Genomic DNA, 22,365 nt, shown 5'->3' with positions numbered 1-22,365 from the left:
GTCGATATTTTCTTTCTCATTCTATTCCCAAAGTCATCTTACAGATCTCAATCTCCTTTTCGTTACCGGTATTCTTACCCATTACATCCGAAAGTTTTACAGCTTGCAAAAATTCCTCTTTCGGTTTAGACTTGATTGCAGTCAGCTTTATTACGATATTAAGAGGTTTTACTCCTACATCATTCGTAAAATAAGTGCCTATACCATAGGTATCGTGAACGCGACCATTTACATAGTTTTTGATACGTTTCACTTCATCCACATTGAGGGAATCACTGTACACAATAGTCTTAGATGCCGGATCTATTCTGTTGGCTTCATAAAACTGTATTGCCTTATCTGTAAATTCGAGAACGTCACCGCTATCGCAGCGCACTCCGTCAAATAACTTCGCTTGTTTAAGGCTGAATGATTTGAAAAAAGAATCCGTTGTATATGTATCGGTCAATGTGATACCCAAACTGCCCTGAAACACATCTACCCAAGCTTCTAAAGCCTTTATATTGGCAGCTCTGTAACCAAACAATGCTCCATGATACATAAACCATTCGTGAGGCATGGTTCCTATCGGTGTAGTATTATGTTTCATTGCCAGATATACATTGCTGGTACCTTTGAAATAATCGCCCGAATTAGCCTTCAATGTTCCGACAACCTTATCGTGAACATCAAATGAAAAACGGCGGCGTGTACCGAAGTCCGAATAGTCTGCATCTATTTCGGCTAACCCTAAAGCCTTTTCTTTCGCATGAGATTCCACATCATCAGGAGCTGCTCCTGTCATGATAAAATATAACTCCGAAACCAAAGCCATCAGAGGTACTTCCCACAGAACTGTCCGATACCAATATCCTTCGATATATATTTCGAGATCACCTCCGGTCTGAGTTATATGCACTTCTTCGGGATCATACTGATACCCTTCAAGAAAATCGATAAAAGCCGGATCGAAGAAATAACAGCGTTTCGAGATGTATCGTTTTTCCTCCCTTGTCATTCTCAATGCCGACATGGCTGCAACTTCTTCTTTAAGTCTTTCCGCAAATCCCTCGGGAAATTGAGTATGCCCCCTGTTTATAAACTCATATCTAACATAAGACCAAGGATATAATTTCTGGATAGCCAGCATGACAGAGAATTTATACAGGTCGTTATCTGTGAAATGTTTTAGAATCATACCTTCAAAATGTTTTAGAATTAAACATACAAACAGCCCTATTTGTTAAGCAACAGTAAGGATTTAGTGTCCCATCTTTAAGATAATAACAAACTATGGCTGTTATACTTGCCGGACAATAAACAGTTGTGAGACCTTATTTCCGTTCCAATAATACAACATTTTCCACATGATGTGTATGAGGGAACATATCCACAGGCTGAACTTTTACCACTTTATACTTTTCATCCAGCAGATTAAGATCTCTAGCCTGAGTCGCAGGATTACAACTTACATATACAATACGTTGCGGTTCGGCAAAAAGAATCACATTGACCACATCTTCATGCATACCGGCTCTCGGTGGGTCTGTGATAATTACATCGGGCTTACCATGTTCGTTGATAAACTCCTGTGTAAGTATATCTTTCATATCGCCTGCATAAAACAGGGTGTTATCTATTTTATTGTTCAGTGAATTAACTTTTGCATCTTCAATAGCATCTTCCACATATTCTATACCTACCACTTTACGGGCTTGCTTCGCCACGAAGTTGGCAATAGTGCCTGTTCCCGTATAAAGGTCATATACCAGTTCATCACCTGTCAGTCCAGCAAAATCGCGGGCTACTTTATACAAGTTATAAGCCTGTTCGCTATTAGTTTGATAAAAAGATTTAGGCCCGATCTTGAATTTAAGACCCTCCATCTCTTCGTATATGTAATCATTGCCCCGCCATGTCAATACCTCCTGATCGGTTATTGTATCATTGGCCTTCTCATTCAGAATATATAACAGGGATGTAATCTGAGGGAAACGGTCTCCTATCGCATTTAAGATATCTTCCTGCGCCTCTTTAACGTCTTCATAAAAGACAACTATAACCATCAGTTCGCCTGTTGTCGAGGTACGGATAATGAGCGTACGCATCAGTCCGCCTTTAAACTTCAAGTTAAAGAAAGTATATCCTTTCTCATGACAGTAGTCACGCACAAAGTTTCTCACCTGATTCGATATATCATCTTGCAGCCAGCACTTGTTTATATCCAATACTTTATCGAACATACCGGGAATATGGAATCCTACGGCATCCATATATTCAAATACTTCTCCTGAATTAATCTGTTCCAGTGTCAGCCACTTTTTATTGGAAAACGTAAATTCTAGTTTATTTCTGTAAAACTGAGTCTTTTCAGAACCCAATATCGGCTGTATCTCGGGGATCTCGATATGACCTATGCGTGTCAGGTCGTTAGATACTTGATCTTGTTTGTATTTCAATTGTTCGGAATAAGGAAGAATCTGCCATTTACATCCTCCGCATATCCCGAAGTGCTCGCAAAAAGCCTCGCACCGATTGTCCGAATATTTTTCAAACCGGACAGCTTTACCCTCTGCATAACTGTTTTTCTTTCGTGTTACCTGTATATCAATAATATCGCCGGGTACTACATAAGGTACAAACACAACCATATTATCGACTTTGGCTATTGCTTTTCCTTCAGCGGCAACAGTAACCACTTCTACCGAAGGGTATAGGGGTAATGCTTTTTTCTTTCTGCTCATTTCTATTTAAGGTCTAAGACCTTCTTATTACTTTGGTAAGTTACTTTCTTCTTAATTGATACGCAAAAGTAATATATTTTATGCAAGTTTAGGGTTAGGCGTTCAATAAAGGGTTGATCAGTCTATTCTGATTTTGTAACTTTTTTTCTTCGTAAAAGCAAAAGGTTACAAAAGTTACGCACTTTATATTCACTTTTCGAATAATACTTTTTACCCCTCTGTCCCCTAAAGGGGATTTAGCTGCCGCCCGAAAAGGTAATAAAGGTTACTCCAAAATTGTACTTTTTTCAGATGACACCTATTGTCTTTTTTTATTATCACATTAATTTCTGTATAGATAAAAAACCCTCAGCTAACCAAGCCAAGGGTTTTATTTAAATCATATATTTTCAGGTTATAATCAGCTCAGACTATTTTAAATATCAGCAGCTTTTGCCCCATCTATCTTCCTTGTCACTTTACCATAAATAACTAAAGCGATGGCAGAAACAAGTCCTATACCGAAAAAGAAGAACCAGATATAATGAGCATGTTCCGTTGCATGTATATATTCTTCGGGAGTAAATCCCTTAGGATCGGGGCAATACCTATCTAACAAGAACCCTGAAAGCCCGAAAGCCAATATAGATGAGACAAACGAATGCAAATGGCTGAAACCTAAATAAAGCCCTTCTTCTCCTTTCGGTGACTGCAATGAAAAATATTCGAGAAAGCGGGGAGATATAAAGCATTCTGCCAAAGCCTGAAATGCAATACCGATAATCATCATAAGAGTTACAGGATGAATAGCTCCGAAAATAAGATCGTCACTCATCATTGCTCCTGTAGCCATTATCAGAGCCGATATAGGAATAATAAACATTCCGACCGTCATTGAAACCAAAGCCGATCGTTTCTGCATAATAGAGGTTACAACATTCACCAACAGGAACACTACAAACGGATTGACATTGGCAATCCAACCCGGCGAAGCATCTGTTCCAACCAAACGGATAACATACTTAGGCATAGTAGCATACATTTGCTGCTGTACCATCCAGAATCCGCTCACTATCAATATTAGAATAATAAGGCGTCCATTAGAGCAAACTTTACCCAATGCCCTGAATATATCCGAGAAAGATTTCCCCTGGCCTGTTGTATTAGACGATTGGTAGAAAAAATAAACAGCAATCAGAGCAAGCAATGTCATCGAAGCCGAAAAATAGTTCAGATAAACCAAACCAACATCCCCTAAACTTTTCCGTAACGGATCAACAACTGTCTTTCCTGTAAAGGCTCCGATATTTACCATCATATAAAAGATAGCAAAACCTCTTGCTCTTGTAGTCTCCGTTGTTTCACGAGCCACAGTACCCGATATCACCGATTTGATAAATGCACCACCGATAACGATCAATAGCAATACCGGAACAATAGTCCATTGCTGAACACTACCCAACAATCCCGAAAACTCGGTATCGTGTCCGAAAGTAACGAGTCCTCTGTCCTTAAAAAAAGCAGAAAATAGCCCATCGCCAGTTCCTGCTCCATACTTAACTAATCCTGCATTTTCAAATAAGGTAGGAAAAATTCCTAATCCGAAATAACCGACCGTCAGTAAAGCAAATGCAATAAGAATAGAAGTTCTGAAACCTATTTTATCGGCATAAGCCCCTACAAAAGTAGGAAGGAGGTACAGTAATGCCGAAAAGACTCCGGAGATGATTCCCGATTCGATATCAGAAAACCCCCAAACATTCGACAGGTAGATGGTTAATACAATAAATACAGCATAATACGCCAAACGCTCGAGTAATTCGACCGAATTGGCGACCCAAAAGGCTTTAGAGAATTTTGTCATAATAGTCTAGAGTCTGTTATATATAAGAATATAATTATAAGGCCTTGTCGGACCGTCTTTCATTTATATTTTTTTTTGGAGCAAATACAATTTGCACTGAAAAGAACTTAAAAAGCCTTGATATAATAAGTCAGCTTTACTGAAATAACACGGTTTGCAGATCGTGAATAGGGATCTTGTTTCTTGTTATTATATATATCTCCAAAGCCCATGTAATAACGGCCTTCGAGAGCAAAATTTCCTATTCCCGTACGGATTTCGACTCCCATTCCGGCAGTGATACCGTAATCTATCTTCTTTTGGGCTTTTAAACCATATAAGTCTGTGGAGTAAACAGTAGTATCGGCTGTAACAAGCCATTCGTCAAAAGCGTCATTAGTCTTTTCCTTGTCGCTCAATAAGATCCCGATCTGAGGTCCCAGATTGAAAAAGAAACGGGTTTTATCACCAAAGTAAATATGAGTAAGCAAAGGTATGCTGATATAATTAAGCATATGCTGATGTTTGTTAGCCACCAATGTTTCGTCAGCGAATTTAGTTTCCCATCCCATCTGCGAATAATTCAGCTCACCGATAAGTCCCACATTTTTATCGGAGATATATCGGACTGAAATTCCACCCTGATATTGCATCATGGATTGAGTCTTGAAGTTCAATTTTGTACTCGTAGGAACGATACTCATTGAAGAAAATGTAGACCCAAAGCCAACCCCGATATTCCATTCGGGAGTAAACTTGTTCTGCCCGTAAGACTGTAGAGAAACCGACAGTAATAACAAACTGATCAGCAATAATTTTTTCATTTACCGTATTCGATTTTATCTATACTACCATTCGATTTATAATGGATCAGGTAGAATCCATTATTCATGAATCCACCATCGGATCTTGTCCGTTCAAAAGTAAACGGAGTCTGTAATGACGGAACTGACAGGTTACCCATCTTATTCTGAAAATCAGAGCCATAATTCAAATAAGCAGTCAAGAAATACAAGCCGGTATCATACCCCAGCATTCCATATTTAGGATATGTATTTATCAAAGACTTATTGTTATACCAGCCCTTATAGTTCTGGATAAACCGGGATACTTTATAGTCCGAATCATTTGCATAAAACGGAGTATAAAAGTATGTATCATATTTTCCAAACTCGGCTTGATACTGATTGTAAGTCTGCCACTCGGTATGTCCGAACAAGGTGAGGCTCACACCTGGCTTTTCGGCTGTAACAGATGTTAATGCCGGAAGTACCGCCTGCAATGCCAGAACTGAACCCGAAGCTGGAATAATCACATTCTTACGGGTAGGATCTATCGCCAAGGCAAGATTAGCAGTCAAGCTCTGATTAGCCGCAATTTTCCGAATTCTCCCTCCAGAACGAGACAGATAGCTTTCAAGAGTCGATACAAATTCTTTCTTATCATCGGCATAACCTGTTATACAAATAACATTGGCTCCGGCAAATATCTGTGTAAATACCTTAGATACGTTCACATACAATTCTTCGTGCGGAGTATTAACCTGAAATACCTGTGTATTATTCTGAATCTCCTGCTTTTTGGTAGGGAACGGAATCACATATTTGATTCCTTGTTTCTGTGCAAATGCGGACATTATTGATATTTGATCGGGAGATACCCCTCCGATTACCATATCCAGATTTTTCATCTCATAAGTATCAAGCAGGCTCCTTAACTTTGCAGTACCCGTTTCCGAACCCATATCAAAAACATATACATTGGCAGATAAACCTTTTGCTTTCATTTCCTGCAAAGCAAGCAGAAACCCTTCGTAATATTCGAGAAAACGGGCACTCTGTCCTTCCGATTTATTCAGAAACGGCATTATCACGCCGATATTCAATCCGTTTATATCCTGCAAAGTAGATTTTACAGGTACAGTCTGAACATTATTTACAGATTGAGCAGTTTCGGGAATAGCAATTATCATTCCTTGCTTGAGTCCATCCCTCAACACCGGATTTAGGTCAATAAGTGCCTCGGGAGTAGTATTGTACAAACGGGATATTCCATACAATGTCTCTTTAGGCTCTACCGTATGCTGTCTCAGTTCTTTTGCTGTCAGACGGGGTTGAGTAAAAACAGGCACGGAACCACCCACATCACCCATCGGTATAACCAACCGCTGACCTACGTACAACGGTTTCTCGTTCAATTCAGGATTAGCAGCTACGATATCCTCCAATGTTATTCCATTCAGTTTACAAATCGAATACAGAGTTTCTTTGGCTTTTACAAAATGCTGACGCACTCCATTGTATTGTGCTCCTGAGTTTTGGACTTGAGTTTGAGGTGCAACTACCGTTCCATTGTCGGGAACTTTAATAGTCGATCCTATTTTCAATCCGTTTTCTATTTCCGGATTCAATATATAAAGATCTGCAACGGCTACATTATACAGCTTAGATATGGAGTAAGCAGTTTCTCCTCTCGAGACGACATGCAACCTATACTTTTTCTCAACCTGATTGAATGTAATTTCATTATTTATCCCGAATATCCCTGACGAAGCCTCTAGTGATGACACCAACGCTATACAGCTTAAAATTAGAATGGATTTAATACTTTTTAAATTCATCTTTTTATACGTTTTAAGGTCTCAGACCTTATTTATTGTCTTAGTAAGTAATTAATAACCTATAATAATATATCATTAAATACTTACAGTTACTTATGATCACAAAGGTATAAAATATAGCGGAATTCTACTATAAAAAGATTCGGGCTCAAAGATCAATTCTAAGATTTATCTGAATTCTGGCCATAATCCTGATTCGATAACCTGACGGCTCTCGTCTATCAATCGCTGGATATCATCAGCATTAAGCCCTTCGGTCGGAATCGGATCATGCACAATAATTTCCATTGTCTTTCCGAAGTGCATTGTCGATGTGTTTCTTTTCAATACGTTATAAGGACCATTCAGGGTTATAGGCACAATAGGCAGCTGCATCTGTGTAGCTATCACATAAGCCCCTTTCTTAAATCGTCCCATTTTGGCATTCAGAGTCCTTGCACCTTCAGGAAATATAACCATCGATACGCCTTCAACCAGCTCTTTTTCGGCTTTAGCTATCGTATGCAGCATCGCTTTCGAATTGGAGCTGTCTACAAAAACATGACCTGCTATTTCGGAAGCTTTCCCTACAAAAGGTAATTTTCTCAATTCAGCTTTTTGTACCCATTTGATATTCTGATTCAGATAACCATATGTCAGAAAAATATCAAAGGCGCCCTGATGGTTAGCGACAAACACATACGATTTGTCCGGATCGACCTTCGGATTCAGCTTCACCTTTATTCGGCATAAGGCAGCCCTGCAGACTATCTTAGACCAATACTTCGGAGGAACATATCCCCAGAATTTATGTTTTCCGATTGTACAGCCACACATAACCAACACTGCGGTTATGATAGTAACAATCACCAGTATCGGTGTAAATATCAACCATTGATAGAGAAAAGAGAAAACAGTCTTCATCTAAGAAACATTATTGATCAGATAAACAAAAATACATTTTTTTACAATTGTGTCATTATAAGGCTTTCCTTTTTTTACATGTTACATAACTCAAATTCATTTCATAGACGGATAAAGATATCATATCATGGATCAGCCAGTCTTGTAACTTGTAACTAAACAACAGAATTATTTCAAATACTGATTTACATTATTTACTTTTGCACATCCGATTATCGAAAACATGTCTGAAAATCTAAACGAATACAATCCTGAAGGCTCTGAATTAAGAAAGCTTCAACTAAAGATGCTTGATATTTTAATTACGGTAACCTCCATCGCCGATAAACACAATATACCCTATTGGTTGAGTGGTGGAACCCTGCTTGGAGCTGCACGTCACGGTGGGTTCATTCCGTGGGATGACGACATAGATATTGAACTTCTCTGGGATGACTACAAAAAACTGTTGAAAATTCTAAGGAAAGACCTGCCCGACAGCCTATATCTACAAACCCCAGACGACAAGGGGTACCGTTTGCTTTTTTCGAAAGTAAGAGACCGCTACTCCATTGTGCATGAAGAAGATGACAATCTCGACAGATATACCGAAAAAGGCGTATATATAGATATATTCCCAGAGGAAAGGAGTTACAAACCCCTGAAAAGTTTTGTTGATTATTTTTATGGAAGAGGATATCGGCGAATAAAAAGAGGACGCCCTTTTCACTCTTTCAAATATTTTTTCGAATATTCGACTTCATTGATCATGTATCCTTTAGGAGCTGTATTCAAATGGGCTGCACGATTATTCTGCACGGTAACCAAACCTGATAATATATTACACAGCTACGGTATAGGGAATACCACAAATCATCATGCATCGTATATGTTCCCGACGAGTACCATCGTATTCGAAGGAAAAGTATTTTCGGCTCCTGCAAATCCTGATGCATACCTAAGTAAACAGTATGGAAACTATATGCAGATTCCGCCGAAAGATGAACGGGCGACACACTTTCTGAAAGTCACCTACAAATAAACAATAACAACTGTTCCCGTTGTTTATGCTTGAAGGCTCAACAAGAAAGCCCGAGATCTTAACGTAAGGCCGAAATAGCCTGCTGAATAAGAGGTTTCATCAAGGCATAGCCTTTTGCGTTTGGATGTATATCGTCCGGAATGTATTTTCTTGCCATTACCCCCTTGTCTGTAAGCATAGGAGCAAAACAGTCGACATGCATAATATGCTCTTTCAGGGCAAATTCTTTTATTTTCAGATTGAGACTCTGTGTCCGCTCCTGTGGATTTTCGATATGAATTCCCCACCCGAATGCACTTGTATAAGGAACCGATAGCAATATGACCTTAATTCCATGGAAATCGGCAAGTTCTGTCATTTCTATTATATTCCGCATTGTTTCATCCTCATTATAAGGACCGCTTTCGTATTCGGAGATATCATTAAGTCCCCCTTCTATTACTACAATCGAAGGTTTAAGAGCGATAACATCCTCTTCGAACCGAGCCAATATCTGACCGGTAGTCTGCCCCCGGATACCTTTGCTTATATAATGATTGTCTGCAAAAAACAACGGATCTTCTTTCTCCCAATATTCAAATATTGAATCTCCTATAAAAACCACCCGTTCTGAAATATCTGACATAAGTTAAAGCCGCTATCTTTTTTCACTATAACTTTTTCAATACCATTTTTTGCTTTAATGCTGAATTTATCTTATTGAAAAAGTCTTTAATTTCCTTATATTTACTTTTATCATATTGACCCGAATAAATGTCAATCATCTGATTATACAATATCCGGTTATCTTTTTTCTCACTCTTACATGTAAATAACCCGAAAGAGCTGTCAATGTTCATTTCTTTGGGTAAAGATTCCACATCAAAGCCTTCAGGCATAACAAATGTTATAGATATCGTATCGGTAAAACCTTTGCTTATATAAATATCATGAGCCCTGTTTTGAGCTGTCAGGACAGGTATCCCTGATTGCTTCATCGGATAAATGGGCACAAACAAACGGCTTCCGGTTTTACTGGCAAAATCAGCCGCAGTAAATGGAGCAGATAATGATACCGACGGATATTGGGACTTATCAACGGAAGCTTCTATCTGCCCAACCTGAACTTTGGGTATCTGTACATTAGAGTTTATATAGCGGATCAGGCGTTCCCTGTCATTTGATTCTATCACTGAAAAACTCTGCTCGAATCCATCCAGATATTCTTTCAGAGCTAAGTCTCCTGTTACGCCTCCATTTTCATCAAGAACGAGTTTCACAGCCGACTCTATCTTATTTTCCTTGTCAGTATACGATGGTAACCGTTTCAGTACACCACCTTCGCTTGTAATAACCAGCGCATCATGTCCGGCAATGTCCTGATGTATATATCCGAACGGCAAAGTCTGATTTGTACACTCAAGCCAAAGGCTATCTTTTCCGTCAGGAACCATCAGTATGACATGGTCTGCCTGATTAAAATTTGGATAATCTGCAAACAGTTCCTTTTCTTTTAAACTTATCACACAATAATAAGACGGAATGTCAATCGCTTTCAACAGGGCTCCCATGTAATTCGTTAATCCTTTACAATCACTGAATCCAGACTTCGAAACAGTCATGGCATCCATCGGCTGAAATCCGCCTATTCCCAACTGAATACTCACATACCTGGTATTTTTCTGCATGTATTCAAACACTGCCTTTACCTTTTCTTTGGACGTTTTATACTGTACAGTCATATTTTTTAACTGATCGACCAAAGCTGGCGGCAACTGATCACGGCCCTTCAACAGCCCGTTAACCCATAACCCGTAATTCTTCCAGTCGGTCATATTTCCACAGTACGAATCATAACAAAAATCAGAAGGAGCCATCAATGTCCTTGGAAAAATCGCTCTGTACGAGGGAGACAATGCTTCATATTCTACCGCAGGTAAATTTTCAGCCGAAGCCGTATATACGACAGAAGCTGCGGTCTTTTCTTCCGAAAGTACCAGATCTCCTGAACTGTATTTCCGTAAAGTCAGGTTAGAGGGAACTTCAATCCTTATTGAGCTGCTCTCGACTGAGGTATAGAATCCAAGATATGGATAAAAAGGAGGATAAACGACTATCCCGTTTTTCCATTTCTCCTGACATTCATATTCAACAGTATAAGGATAAGCTGCACTTTTATATGAATACATAATATCAACTGCATCAGTCGCTAAAGCTCCGTCCGAAATAGTAGAAGTAATAAGATCACTCTTTTTGATCTTCCTGACAACGTTTCCGGCAGCATCTCTAACTATTCCCGAAAAAGAAGATAACTCACGGAACTTATCACCACTAAAACTAAAATCACCGTATTCTTCTCCCTGTTTGTTCAGCACGGTAATCACCTTTGTGTATTTGTAAACAGCATGGTTTATATCCGATTGGACAAAATCCTGCCGGTTTAACCGCACTACAGCATAAGCATTCTTTTTCAAACTATCGGCAATTTCCGATACCGGATAAGACAGCTTATCGGCACTGTATGCAGAAAAACTGAACGCAATAACAAGTATAAACAAAACACAACGGAAAGCTTTATTAATCATAGCCTTATTTTTATAATGCGACTTTTTTCAACACGATCTGATTTCCGCTCTGTTGTACGATTTTAGCAAAGAAGTCCTGCAAATCGGGATAGGTATCCTGTAAAAGGATCAATTTATTGATCTGTAAACTGTATTGTAATTGTATTTTATTTCCGGAAGCCAATACACGATATAGAAAGATCAGATCATTATCGCCATACACCACTTTAGCCGACTGAGGTATTTCTTCTACAGTATAGTTATCAGGTACATTAATTGATATTATTTGCTTATAATCCGTTACACTTCCAAAATTAATTGGAAATTTACGGGTCTCAGCTTTAAACGGATTCTCTGTATATAATTTTTCCACCAAGGGATTTAAATAAATCATATCGCCGTTCTCCTGCTTATCTTTAAGATAGGTATAAGCTATTCTGACATCCGTACCTGCTGTATCTATTCCGTTGATCGAAAAGTCTTCTATTTCACCACCGCCGAGCCTCGATGTCAGTTTCTCTATGTATTCATTCCGGTCTTTATAGTTTTCATACGAATTTTTAAATACCAAAGCAGCCTCTTCTCTCATCACATCTCTTACGGTCATCTTCATTTTATCATCGGTAAAGCCTATTGTGGCAATCATTCCATAAACAGATTTTGAACATGACGACAAGTCATTCCATCCCGAATAGGCTGCATCAATTATACGAGCTTGTTGCACCATACATTTTTCGGGTAAAACATTCCATGCTCCGAATTTTGCAGCAGCATCGGTATAAAATAAAGATGTATCTATTTTCACTGCGGCAATCGTGTAATTCAATTCCGACACCGATGGATTAGCTAAAGGCAGACGTCCTTTGTTTCTTACACTCATTACCACAGGATAAGCCTCAAAACCTCCTGCTTTAAGGGCATTTATCAATAAGAAATTAAGGTCGGCACTATTTCCGATTTTCTTATTCAGGGCATCTTTCAGATTTATAGGTTCCAAATCATTCTTCTCGTTCCATTTGACTTTTGCTTTCACTAAGTCAAGAATTTCGGAAGCTCTCTCGATTGTCTGACCTTTGTTTGAGATTTCATCCTTAAACAATCCGCTTTTTTTCAGGTTTCCGCCGAAAGATGACGCATCCAACAAACGCTTGTCGACATCAGACCATGAGGCAGTCAGGGATTTTATGGTTGACCACGGATATTTTATAGATCTCAATTCGAAACTAACCTTTGTTATATAATCATTCAAAGACCAAAGGAAGGGCTCGTCTTTTATTGCGGGTATATTTTGCCCGGAAAAATAGTATTTTTCCGCTAATACAGACACTCGGTCTGAACGCATCGATCCATTATCATCCCTGTAACTGACATGGAAAGATACATTTTCGGGAGTCCTTTTGGTTGCTATTCCTTCATATCCCTGCATATTTACGTTATACGAATAATATTCGGGTATTATAATTTCATATGAAGTATAAAGAGTCGGCACTGAAGCCTGAAACACAAATTCACGCAATTCATACAGATATATGGAAGTTATCGTATATTTATATTCTACAACCGACCCTACTTTTGCTCCCGGCATGGAGAATTTTTTAACTTTCCACAAGTTTTCGACATCTTCATCGAAAATATAATCGTTTGACAACTTTGTCTTTACGATCTTGCCATTTTCCAGATTATATGTAGTACCACTCAAACCTATGATCTTTTCGCCGGTAGACCGGCTTTCCTGATAATACGAAATACTCTGATTACAAAGATCAAGCCCCTCGTTTTTAAGAATTTTCATGCGGACTTTCAATGTATATTCAAACTGAAACCCATTCACTTCATTATAGATAAAACGGGTCTCTCCTTCTTTGGATAAAATAACGGCAGAAGCAGTAGAATCCTGCGGATAAACTGTCATATTCAGCTCATCCATTGTCGCATTACCAAATTTAGTTTGAGAATAGGATAAACATGTAGAAACCAATAGCATCAGTATTAAAAAGCCTGCGTGTGTTTTCATAATTATCTTTTTGTGTTTACTTACGTAAAAGTATATAAATTTTTAATAAAAAAAACATTTATACAATTACTTTCACAGAAACGAAACACACAAATATAGAACACAATACTAAAGTCTTTGAAATCTGTTCTGCAAAAGGCTTTAAAAACTTTAATAAAGTCAAAAAAAGCCTTAATGAACCCATCGTTTGACGTTGTCTGTGCATCATTATGCTAAAAAGCAAGTCTTATTTCTGATTTCAGATTATTAACAGACTAAACATTTTTCAAAATAAGACTGTTTACATTTCTAAAGGTTTATCTGAAACAAGACATCTTTTTTCTGAAACAAGCACATGAAATATATGAATCACTATGAGATATAATAAAATCTTTATTTTTTCGGCATGCTGTATACTATTACTTGCGGCCTGCAAAAAACACGAAGTAAAACCTCCGGTTGTAGAAGTCGAAGACGTTTCGAACGACAACATTCAAATATACGGCGAATATGTAGGGCTTATAAAAGCAGCCCGCAAAGTAGAGATCCATGCACGTGTAGAAGGTTTTCTTGAAAAAATGACTTTCAATGAAGGAAAAAAAGTATCTGCCGGAGAACCTTTGTTCTATATAAACAATGCTCCATACAAAGCCAGGGTAGAAAAAGCCAAAGCCCAGCTAAAAAAGGATGAAGCTCAGGCAGCCAAATCGCAGCGCGATGTGGAAAGACTGCGTCCGCTATACGTACAAAATGCAGCCAGCCAGCTTGATCTGGATAATGCCGAAGCCGCTCTCGATATGTCAAAAGCAAGTGTGCTGATGAGTAAGGCTGACCTCGAACAAGCCGAGTTGGAACTCAGTTATACTGTTGTTCGGTCTCCGCTCTCGGGGTATATCAGTGAGCGATATGTAGACATCGGCACATTGGTCGGAAAATCAGGAACATCACTACTCGCAACAGTAGTACAAAGAGATACAGTACAGGTTGACTTTAAATTAACATCTCTGGATTACCTGAGAAGCCAACGGCGTAATGTACACTTGGGCGAACAAGACAAAAACCGTTCATGGCAGCCAACCGTTACAGTAACACTTGCCGACAACAGCGCATACAGCGAACAAGGAATCGTAGATTTTGCATCACCGCTGGTAGATCCCAAGACCGGTACATTCGGAGTACGGGCTGTATTACCAAACCCCAATCAGGTATTATTGCCGGGACAGTTTACTCGTGTAAAGTTACTGCTTGACGTTCTCGAAAATGTAATAGTAGTCCCCCGAAAAGCCATATCAATAGAAAAAGGCGGTGCTTTTATATTTGTGATCTTACCGAATAATACCGCGGAAAAACGCTATATAGAAACAGGTCCCGAAGAAAATAACCGTATAGTGGTAACAAGGGGATTAAGTAAAGGCGAAAAAATAGTAATAGAAGGCTATCAAAAACTTACCCACGGACAAACAGTTATAGCCCGTACCCCTGACGAAGAGAAAAAAATCGTCGATAAGGAAAAAAGCCGTCTCGAAGAAAAGAAGGAGGCTAAACAATGAAAGCTGGATTTTTTATCGACCGACCTGTTTTATCAACAGTGCTATCTCTGTTTATTGTTATAATCGGGGTTATAGGGATCATCCTGTTGCCGATCGAGCAATATCCTCAGATAACTCCCCCTGTTGTAAAAATCAGTGCTTCTTATCCCGGAGCAAATGCAACGACCGTTTCTCAGGCGGTTGCCACCCCTATCGAACAGGAACTGAATGGTACTCCGGGTATGATATATATGGAATCGAGCAGTTCCAATTCGGGCGGCTTATCCATAACCGTCACTTTTGATGTAAGCACAAACGTAGACCTCGCTGCCGTTGAAATTCAGAATAGGGTAAAACTAGCCGAATCCAGATTACCTGCGGAGGTTCTACAAAATGGAATTTCAGTAGAAAAGCAGGCTCCCAGCCAGCTGATGACTATCGCTTTAACTTCTTCAGATGCAAAATACGATGAAATATACCTGAGTAATTATGCCACAATCAATGTTCTGGATGTTATCCGTCGTATTCCCGGAGTAGGACGTGTTTCGAATGTCGGCAGTAGGTATTATGGCATGCAGATATGGGTATATCCTGATAAGCTTGCCAGTTTCGGTCTTACTGTAAAAGATTTGCAAGATGCATTGAAAGACCAGAACAGAGAGTCTGCCGCAGGAGAATTAGGCAAACAGCCGATTGTAAATGTAGATGTGTCGACTCCTATTACAGCACAAGGGCGTTTATCCACAGTAGGTCAGTTTGAAGATATTGTAGTCAGAGCCAATAACGACGGATCTTTTATCCGTATGAAAGATGTCGCACGTGTATCGCTCGAAGCATCATCATACAACACCGAGAGCGGATTGAACGGCAAATACGCCACCGTACTGAGCATATATATGCTGCCCGGCGCAAATGCTATGCAGGTTGCCAAAGAAGTAAAAGAAACATTGGTAAATCTAAAAGCCGATTTCCCAGCCGGGATTGATTATCAGATACCGTTTGATATGACCAAATATATATCAGAATCTATCCACGAAGTGTACAAAACTTTATTCGAAGCATTATTTCTGGTAATCTTGGTTGTATTCCTATCCTTACAAAACTGGCGGGCATCACTGATACCTATTATTGCTGTACCGATATCACTGATCGGAACATTCGGCTTTATGCTCATCATGGGATTCTCGCTCAACATGCTTACCTTGCTGGGACTGGTTCTGGCTATCGGGATTGTTGTAGATGATGCAATAGTCGTCGTCGAGAATGTCGAGCGTATTATGGAAGAGAAAAGAGTTTCGGCACGGGAAGCCACGCATATGGCCATGAAAGAATTGGTCGGGGCATTGGTTGCTACTGCTCTTGTATTGGCAGCGGTATTTGTTCCCGTTAGTTTTCTCGATGGTATAACAGGATCTTTATACAGGCAATTTTCGGTAACTATTGTTGTATCCGTAGTTATCTCGGCAATCGTAGCATTAACACTCAGCCCTGCGATGTGCGCACTGATACTGAAGCCCAATCATAAGGAAAAGAATATCGTATTCCGTAAAATAAACGAATGGCTCGCCAAAGGCAACACTAAATACGGAAACCTGCTGGTGAGAGTCATCAACAACCCCCGTCGCATTATGTCAGGATTCGGTATGGTGCTCATTCTCATTTTCGTATTTAACAAAATGACCCCGACGAGCTTTATTCCTCAGGAAGATCAGGGATACTTCACCGTTGAACTCGAAATGCCGGAAGGTTCGACTCTCGAACGTATGCGGACTGTTACAGACCGTGCAATAGCTTATCTTGATGATCACGATGCGGTAGCTTATGTTCAGAATGTAACAGGCTCAAGTCCCCGAGTAGGTACTAATCAGGGTAGAGCCACTCTTACCGTTATTCTTAAATCGTGGGAAGATCGCAGCGAAAGTGTTGAAGAGGTAATGAAAGATGTACAGAAAGAATTTTACGACTATCCCGAAATACGGGCTTTTGTAAGTAGTCCTGCTGCCATACCGGGACTTGGAGGTGCAGGCGGTATAGAAATGAAACTTCAGGCACGATCGGATGCTACATGGGACGATCTGGTCGCGGCAACCGATACATTTATGCTGTATGCAGATAAAGCCAAACAATTTTCGAATGTTTCTTCGTCTCTGCAATCCGAAATACCGCAGCTATATTTTGATGTAGACAGGGATCAGGCAAAACTGTTAGGAGTACCCATCGCCGATATATTCTCCACGATGAAGGCTTATCTGGGTTCTGTATATGTCAATGACTTCAATATGTTTAACCGTATTTATAAAGTTTATATACAAGCCGATCAATCATTCAGGGCAACAGCCAATGATATCAACCTGTTTTTCGTAAAGGCAAGCAACGGCTCAATGATACCTCTGACCGCATTAGGCACAACCAGTTATACGACAGGTCCCGGAAACATCACCCGATTCAATATGTACACCTCATCTTCGATACAGGTTACTCCTGCATCCGGGCACAGTTCCGGAGAGGCCATGTCTGCTATCGAAAACATTGTAAAAGACAAACTTCCCGATAATATCGGTTTAGCGTGGAGCGGATTATCTTTTCAAGAACAAAAAGCAAGTGGACAAACAGGGATCGTTATGGGACTCGTATTCCTGTTTGTATTCCTATTTCTTGCCGCCCAATACGAAAGCTGGACTGTACCGATTGCCGTGCTATTGTCCATGCCGATCGCAGTACTCGGTGCTTTTGCCGGTATCACATTATTAAGGCTTGAAAATGACATTTATTTCCAGATAGGATTGGTAACCCTCATCGGATTGGCGGCAAAAAATGCCATTCTGATTGTAGAGTTTGCCAAAATACAGGTCGATGCAGGTATGCAGCCTGTATTTGCAGCGGTACAAGGAGCCAAACTCCGTTTCCGTCCTATCCTGATGACATCTTTTGCTTTCATCTTGGGTATGCTCCCAATGGTTATAGCTTCAGGACCCGGATCGGCAAGCCGCCACTCTATCGGAACAGGTGTATTCTTCGGGATGATTGTTGCCAGTACATTAGGCATTGTAATGATTCCTTTCTTCTTTGTGATGGTTTATAAAGTAAAGAATAAGTTCAAAATACCCGAACTTAAATTTCCCCGTTTCATATCACAGAGATTCAAAAACAAAAAGAAATGACAAAAATTAAATACATTATCGGCTTTATTTTATTGAGTAGTATCTTTCTCGGTTCATGCAAAATCGGGAAATCGTACCAGCGCCCTGTAATGAGCGATATGCCCGACACTTTCGAAACCGACGGATTACAAGACGGATCTATTGCCGATATCGGATGGAGTACACTTTATTCGGATACTATCCTACAGCAACTGATCGGGCAGGCATTAGATCACAATAAAGATGTACTGATCGCCACAGCCCGTATCAAAGAGATGATAGCAAACAAGCGTATCTCTTTTGCCAATATGCTGCCCGAAATAGGATTAGACGGACTGGCTCAGAGGGAATACCTTAATTATGGCGGAGACAATAAGAAATTCACACCCGAAATTCATGCAGATATCACATTCGGATGGGAAGTAGACATCTGGGGAAAACTACGATGGGCAAATGAAGCAGGTGTTGCCGAATACATGCAGTCGGTAGAAGCTCAAAAGGCATTAAGGCTTACGATCATATCTCAGGTAGCTCAAAACTATTTCGAACTGAAAGCTTTAGACCGTGAACTCGAAATTGTAAAACAGACTCTTGAAGCCCGTAAGGAAGGTGTGCGTTTTGCAAAACTCAGGTTCGAAGGGGGCTTAACATCCGAAATAACTTATAAGCAGAGCATTGTAGAATTAGCTCGTACCGAGACCTTGATTCCAAGCCTTGAAAACGAAATAAAGCTGAAGGAGAATGATTTATCCACCTTATTAGGGAGATTTCCCGGTGAAATACTAAGAAGTAAGACTGACATCAGCAAAATACCCACGCCGCCTAATCTTCCGATAGATCTACCATCTACCCTTTTGAAAAGACGACCGGATGTTGCCGAAGCCGAACAACGGCTGATCGCTGCCAATGCAGAAGTGGGGGTAACCTTGACCAGTATGTTTCCGAGTCTTAAATTAACAGGAAGAGTCGGTGGAGAAAACTCCGAATTAGCTAATTTTCTCAAAAGTCCCACATGGTTTGTCGGCAGTGCATTGACCGGCCCATTATTTAACTTCGGGAAAAATAAGGCAGGACATAATGCAGCAAAAGCAGCTTATGAGCAAGAGATATACAGCTATGAGAAAACCGTTCAGAATGTATTCAAGGAAGTAAACAATGCCATCAATAGCTTTCAGAAGGCAAAAGAAGTACGTGTTTCACGCGAAAAGCTGTATGAGTCAGTACAATCTTATCAGAATCTGTCGCGTCTGCAATATGTGAACGGCATCATTTCATATATGGATGTACTGGATGCCCAGCGTCAGCTGTTTGATGCCGAAATATCGTTAAATGATGCTATCCTGGCAGAGCTCAACTCGGTAGTTATGCTGTATAAAGTTTTAGGCGGAGGCTTGAAGGAATGATAAAGATAACCGGCTCAAATATATTTAGCTAAAGAATGTATTTATGCTGTTTTATTCAGTAAGTTTGCAGTTCATTCATAAGCATTCGAATAACAATGGCACTTTCGCAAAAACAATTAGGTCATATAACCATGTTTTCGGTTGTATGCTTTTTCGCAGTCAATATTCCCGTAAGTAAGCACATGCTTCAATCGGGTTATATCTCCGCCTACGGGCTGACTCTTGCCCGAATCACTTTTGCGGCTATTGCATTCTGGACAGCATCCCTTTTTACTACGAAAGATAAAGTCGAACGGAAAGATCACCTGCTGCTATTTGCCGGGGCATTATTAGGTATCATATTCAATCAGGGCTTGTTTATCTTCGGATTAAGCAATACCTCTCCGGTAGATGCTTCCATCATTACAACCAGCACCCCCCTTTTTGCAATGGTTATTGCTGCACTGGTGTTAAAAGAACCGATTACAACCCAGAAAGTATCAGGTGTATTTCTAGGCGCAGTCGGGGCAATATTCCTTGTATATACAAGCCATCATGGAGATATAACGGCCGATTCGAGTATGAAAGGCAATCTTTCGGTAATGGGTAGTTCGCTCAGTTATGCGACCTATATCGTTATCACACGCCCATTGTCTTCGAAATACTCTGCAATAACTATCATGAAGTGGATGTTTCTGTATTCGGCTGTATTAGTTGTTCCGTTTTTTTATAGAGACCTGATAGAAGCCCCATTATTTCAGCAGAGCGAAACAACACCATTTGTTTTGATAGGATATACATTACTCTTTGCCACATTTATAGCCTATATGCTTATCCCCATTGCTCAGAAACGGATAAGACCTACCACCATATCCATGTATAATAACATGCAGCCGCTTATAGCCTCTTTTATTGCTATTATATTGGGACAGGACTCATTCTCAGTAGAGAAAGCCATATCGGGAGTTCTTATTCTGGGAGGTGTATATCTGGTAACACAAAGCAAGTCGAGAGAAGATGTGCTGGCTGAAGAGACAAGATAAAGTCTCAAGAAAAGATCTTGATTCTATTAATATTAAAAATAATATATATATTTGCACCAGCTTAATAAAATAATACTTACAGTTAATCAAGCAAATGATTAAAAATTTCACACATACAAACTCCACAATCAATCTAAAAATTAACGTTTTGGATTTGGCTATTTTGTGTGAAATATTAGAGAGAGAGAGAGAGAGAGAGAGAGAGAGAGAGAGAGAGACGCACCTGGCGTAATAAATAATCAAAATTTTCTATTGTGTCAAAATAACGGAGCCTATTTTTATGCTTCGCATATACAGTTAGCAGTCATCAGTGAACAGTCAACAGGCGTTTTTTATACCCCTTGCTGTCGCTCGTTGTTTCGCCCATACAGACTTCTGGCCTTTCCTCCATTCTTGGCTTACCAAAAACCATATACCAATTATATAAACCGACCGGACAAACTGTGTATGACAGTCTTGTTGTTATTTTGTTGTCGTTCTGATTCTGCTGTCAGCATATCCTTGTCCGACAATCGGTTTCATTATGCAGTAAAGTGCATAGAATGCACTTTACTGCATTTTTCAGCTAGCCGCCAACAGCTAACAGTTATCAATGATTATCTAAGTTACAGATACGCTACTACTACCTTAACAACTCGAAATATAAACAACAACAAGGTCTCAAGGCCAAAACAACACTCAAACAAAAGACAATGAAAAAAATTTATTTTACGGCAATAAGCTTATTATCTATAAGTTTATTACATGCCCAGGTGGGAGTTAATACAGAAACCCCGAAAACAACATTCCACATAGTACCTACCAAGACAGATGGCTCGACAGCCGAAGGTATTATAGCTCCCAATCTGAGCCGTGCTCAACTCATCGGCAAAGATACCCGATACAATGCAGACCAACGGGGGGCTATCGTCTATGTGACTGTTGCCGACGGTACTGTCAGTACGAAAACAACAAATATAGACAAACCCGGATATTATTATTTTGACGGCAGTCTGTGGCAGCCCTTTACCAGTGGTTCCGTTACTATTCCTAACGAGCCGTGGCTGGTGCAGGGAAGCAGCACACAAGCTACCGGTAATACTCAGAATATTTATCAGGCAGGTAAAGTAGCTGTAGGAGTCTCTCTGACTAGCAGTTCTGCCAACGAAAACTTTTTTGTGGAAGGCAAATCCAGATTGAACGGAACTGTAGGCATCGGGAAGGCTTGTGACAATCCCTTTATTTTAGACATAGCAGGCGATACACGTACCCAAAATGTCAATTTGCCAGCTAATTATATGTTAGGAGCATCTCTTACTGATGTATTTACGTATGATGCTAAGCAGATGGGACACTATTCTCTTAAATGGATTTCTGATTCTTGGACTACAGCAGGCAATTCTCTCTGGATGGCCGCATATGGAGGTATCAAGTTTCTTACACGTGGAGTATACCGTATGGGAATATCTACAACAGGGGAGATCGGCATCAACAGAACTCCTGCGACAGGTTACATTTTGGCTATACAAGGAAATACACACAATGGCGGGACCCTGACTGTTACCGGAGCTACCACCATAGCCTCGTCCGGGACATTTACTCTGGCTGGCAACGGGGCAGCAGCAGGAAAATACCTTATGTCGGATGCAACTGGTAAAGCAACTTGG

Annotated in this window: 15 protein-coding genes; 6 read left to right on the top strand and 9 right to left on the bottom strand. The window is 40.0% G+C overall.

The features are described from left to right. Positions 1 to 16: 16 nt before the first annotated feature. The 6 genes from pncB to K322_RS0117670 all read right to left on the bottom strand — a co-directional run bounded on the left by pncB (position 17) and on the right by K322_RS0117670 (position 8,068). Positions 17 to 1,177 (bottom strand): nicotinate phosphoribosyltransferase, encoded by a 1,161-nt coding sequence (gene pncB, locus K322_RS0117695; RefSeq protein WP_026628075.1) that lies wholly within the window; start codon positions 1,175 to 1,177, stop codon positions 17 to 19. 136 nt (positions 1,178 to 1,313) lie between these two features. Then, positions 1,314 to 2,723, bottom strand: coding sequence for a 23S rRNA (uracil(1939)-C(5))-methyltransferase RlmD (gene rlmD / locus K322_RS0117690; protein WP_026628074.1), 1,410 nt, complete (start codon positions 2,721 to 2,723; stop codon positions 1,314 to 1,316). 415 nt (positions 2,724 to 3,138) lie between these two features. Beyond that, on the bottom strand, positions 3,139 to 4,566 hold the full coding sequence (locus K322_RS0117685) for a POT-type proton-dependent oligopeptide transporter (RefSeq protein WP_026628073.1): 1,428 nt from the start codon (positions 4,564 to 4,566) through the stop codon (positions 3,139 to 3,141). Positions 4,567 to 4,673: 107 nt separating this feature from the next. Then, positions 4,674 to 5,369 (bottom strand): porin family protein, encoded by a 696-nt coding sequence (locus K322_RS0117680; RefSeq protein ID WP_026628072.1) that lies wholly within the window; start codon positions 5,367 to 5,369, stop codon positions 4,674 to 4,676. Further along, positions 5,366 to 7,165 (bottom strand): PBP1 and LysM peptidoglycan-binding domain-containing protein, encoded by a 1,800-nt coding sequence (locus tag K322_RS19990; protein ID WP_051290956.1) that lies wholly within the window; start codon positions 7,163 to 7,165, stop codon positions 5,366 to 5,368. Before K322_RS19990 ends, K322_RS0117680 begins: the two co-directional genes overlap by 4 nt. A 168-nt stretch (positions 7,166 to 7,333) precedes the next feature. Continuing rightward, positions 7,334 to 8,068: a lysophospholipid acyltransferase family protein gene (locus K322_RS0117670; RefSeq protein WP_026628071.1), complete on the bottom strand. Its 735-nt coding sequence runs from the start codon at positions 8,066 to 8,068 to the stop codon at positions 7,334 to 7,336. A gap of 223 nt (positions 8,069 to 8,291) precedes the next feature. Here K322_RS0117670 and K322_RS0117665 point away from each other — a divergent pair, with 223 nt between their 5' ends. Further along, positions 8,292 to 9,089 (top strand): LicD family protein, encoded by a 798-nt coding sequence (locus K322_RS0117665; protein ID WP_026628070.1) that lies wholly within the window; start codon positions 8,292 to 8,294, stop codon positions 9,087 to 9,089. Between the two features lie 58 nt (positions 9,090 to 9,147). Here the strand turns inward: K322_RS0117665 and K322_RS19985 are convergent, their stop codons facing one another. Genes K322_RS19985 through K322_RS0117650 form a run of 3 tightly spaced genes read right to left on the bottom strand, consistent with a single transcriptional unit; the run spans position 9,148 to position 13,646 of the window. Beyond that, positions 9,148 to 9,714, bottom strand: a complete 567-nt coding sequence (locus K322_RS19985) for a GDSL-type esterase/lipase family protein (protein ID WP_051290955.1) — start codon at positions 9,712 to 9,714, stop codon at positions 9,148 to 9,150. A 25-nt stretch (positions 9,715 to 9,739) separates the two neighbouring features. Continuing rightward, positions 9,740 to 11,653 (bottom strand): DUF3857 domain-containing protein, encoded by a 1,914-nt coding sequence (locus tag K322_RS19980; RefSeq protein ID WP_051290954.1) that lies wholly within the window; start codon positions 11,651 to 11,653, stop codon positions 9,740 to 9,742. A gap of 10 nt (positions 11,654 to 11,663) precedes the next feature. Then, positions 11,664 to 13,646: a DUF3857 domain-containing protein gene (locus K322_RS0117650; RefSeq protein WP_026628069.1), complete on the bottom strand. Its 1,983-nt coding sequence runs from the start codon at positions 13,644 to 13,646 to the stop codon at positions 11,664 to 11,666. 353 nt (positions 13,647 to 13,999) lie between these two features. Between K322_RS0117650 and K322_RS0117645 the strand changes: the two genes are divergently transcribed. The 5 genes from K322_RS0117645 to K322_RS21005 form a co-directional block, all read left to right on the top strand. Beyond that, complete coding sequence (locus tag K322_RS0117645) at positions 14,000 to 15,175, top strand: efflux RND transporter periplasmic adaptor subunit (protein ID WP_051290951.1); 1,176 nt, start codon at positions 14,000 to 14,002, stop codon at positions 15,173 to 15,175. Next, a complete protein-coding gene (locus K322_RS0117640; protein WP_026628067.1) occupies positions 15,172 to 18,315 on the top strand; it encodes an efflux RND transporter permease subunit in 3,144 nt (1,047 codons plus the stop codon). Before K322_RS0117645 ends, K322_RS0117640 begins: the two co-directional genes overlap by 4 nt. Continuing rightward, entirely contained in the window at positions 18,312 to 19,697 is a 1,386-nt protein-coding gene (locus K322_RS0117635) for an efflux transporter outer membrane subunit (RefSeq protein WP_026628066.1), read from the top strand. The genes K322_RS0117640 and K322_RS0117635 overlap by 4 nt, the downstream gene beginning before the upstream one ends. A 95-nt stretch (positions 19,698 to 19,792) precedes the next feature. Continuing rightward, complete coding sequence (locus K322_RS0117630; RefSeq protein ID WP_026628065.1) at positions 19,793 to 20,719, top strand: DMT family transporter; 927 nt, start codon at positions 19,793 to 19,795, stop codon at positions 20,717 to 20,719. A gap of 692 nt (positions 20,720 to 21,411) precedes the next feature. After that, the coding region (locus K322_RS21005; RefSeq protein ID WP_026628064.1) for a hypothetical protein at positions 21,412 to 22,365 on the top strand (954 nt) is incomplete at its 3' end.

Source organism: Indolivaga capnocytophagoides DSM 22835, assembly GCF_000426485.1.
GTDB lineage: Bacteria > Bacteroidota > Bacteroidia > Bacteroidales > Dysgonomonadaceae > Dysgonomonas_A > Dysgonomonas_A capnocytophagoides.
Note: the sequence above shows the minus strand (reverse complement) of the source record. Positions and strands in the feature narration are given on the sequence as shown.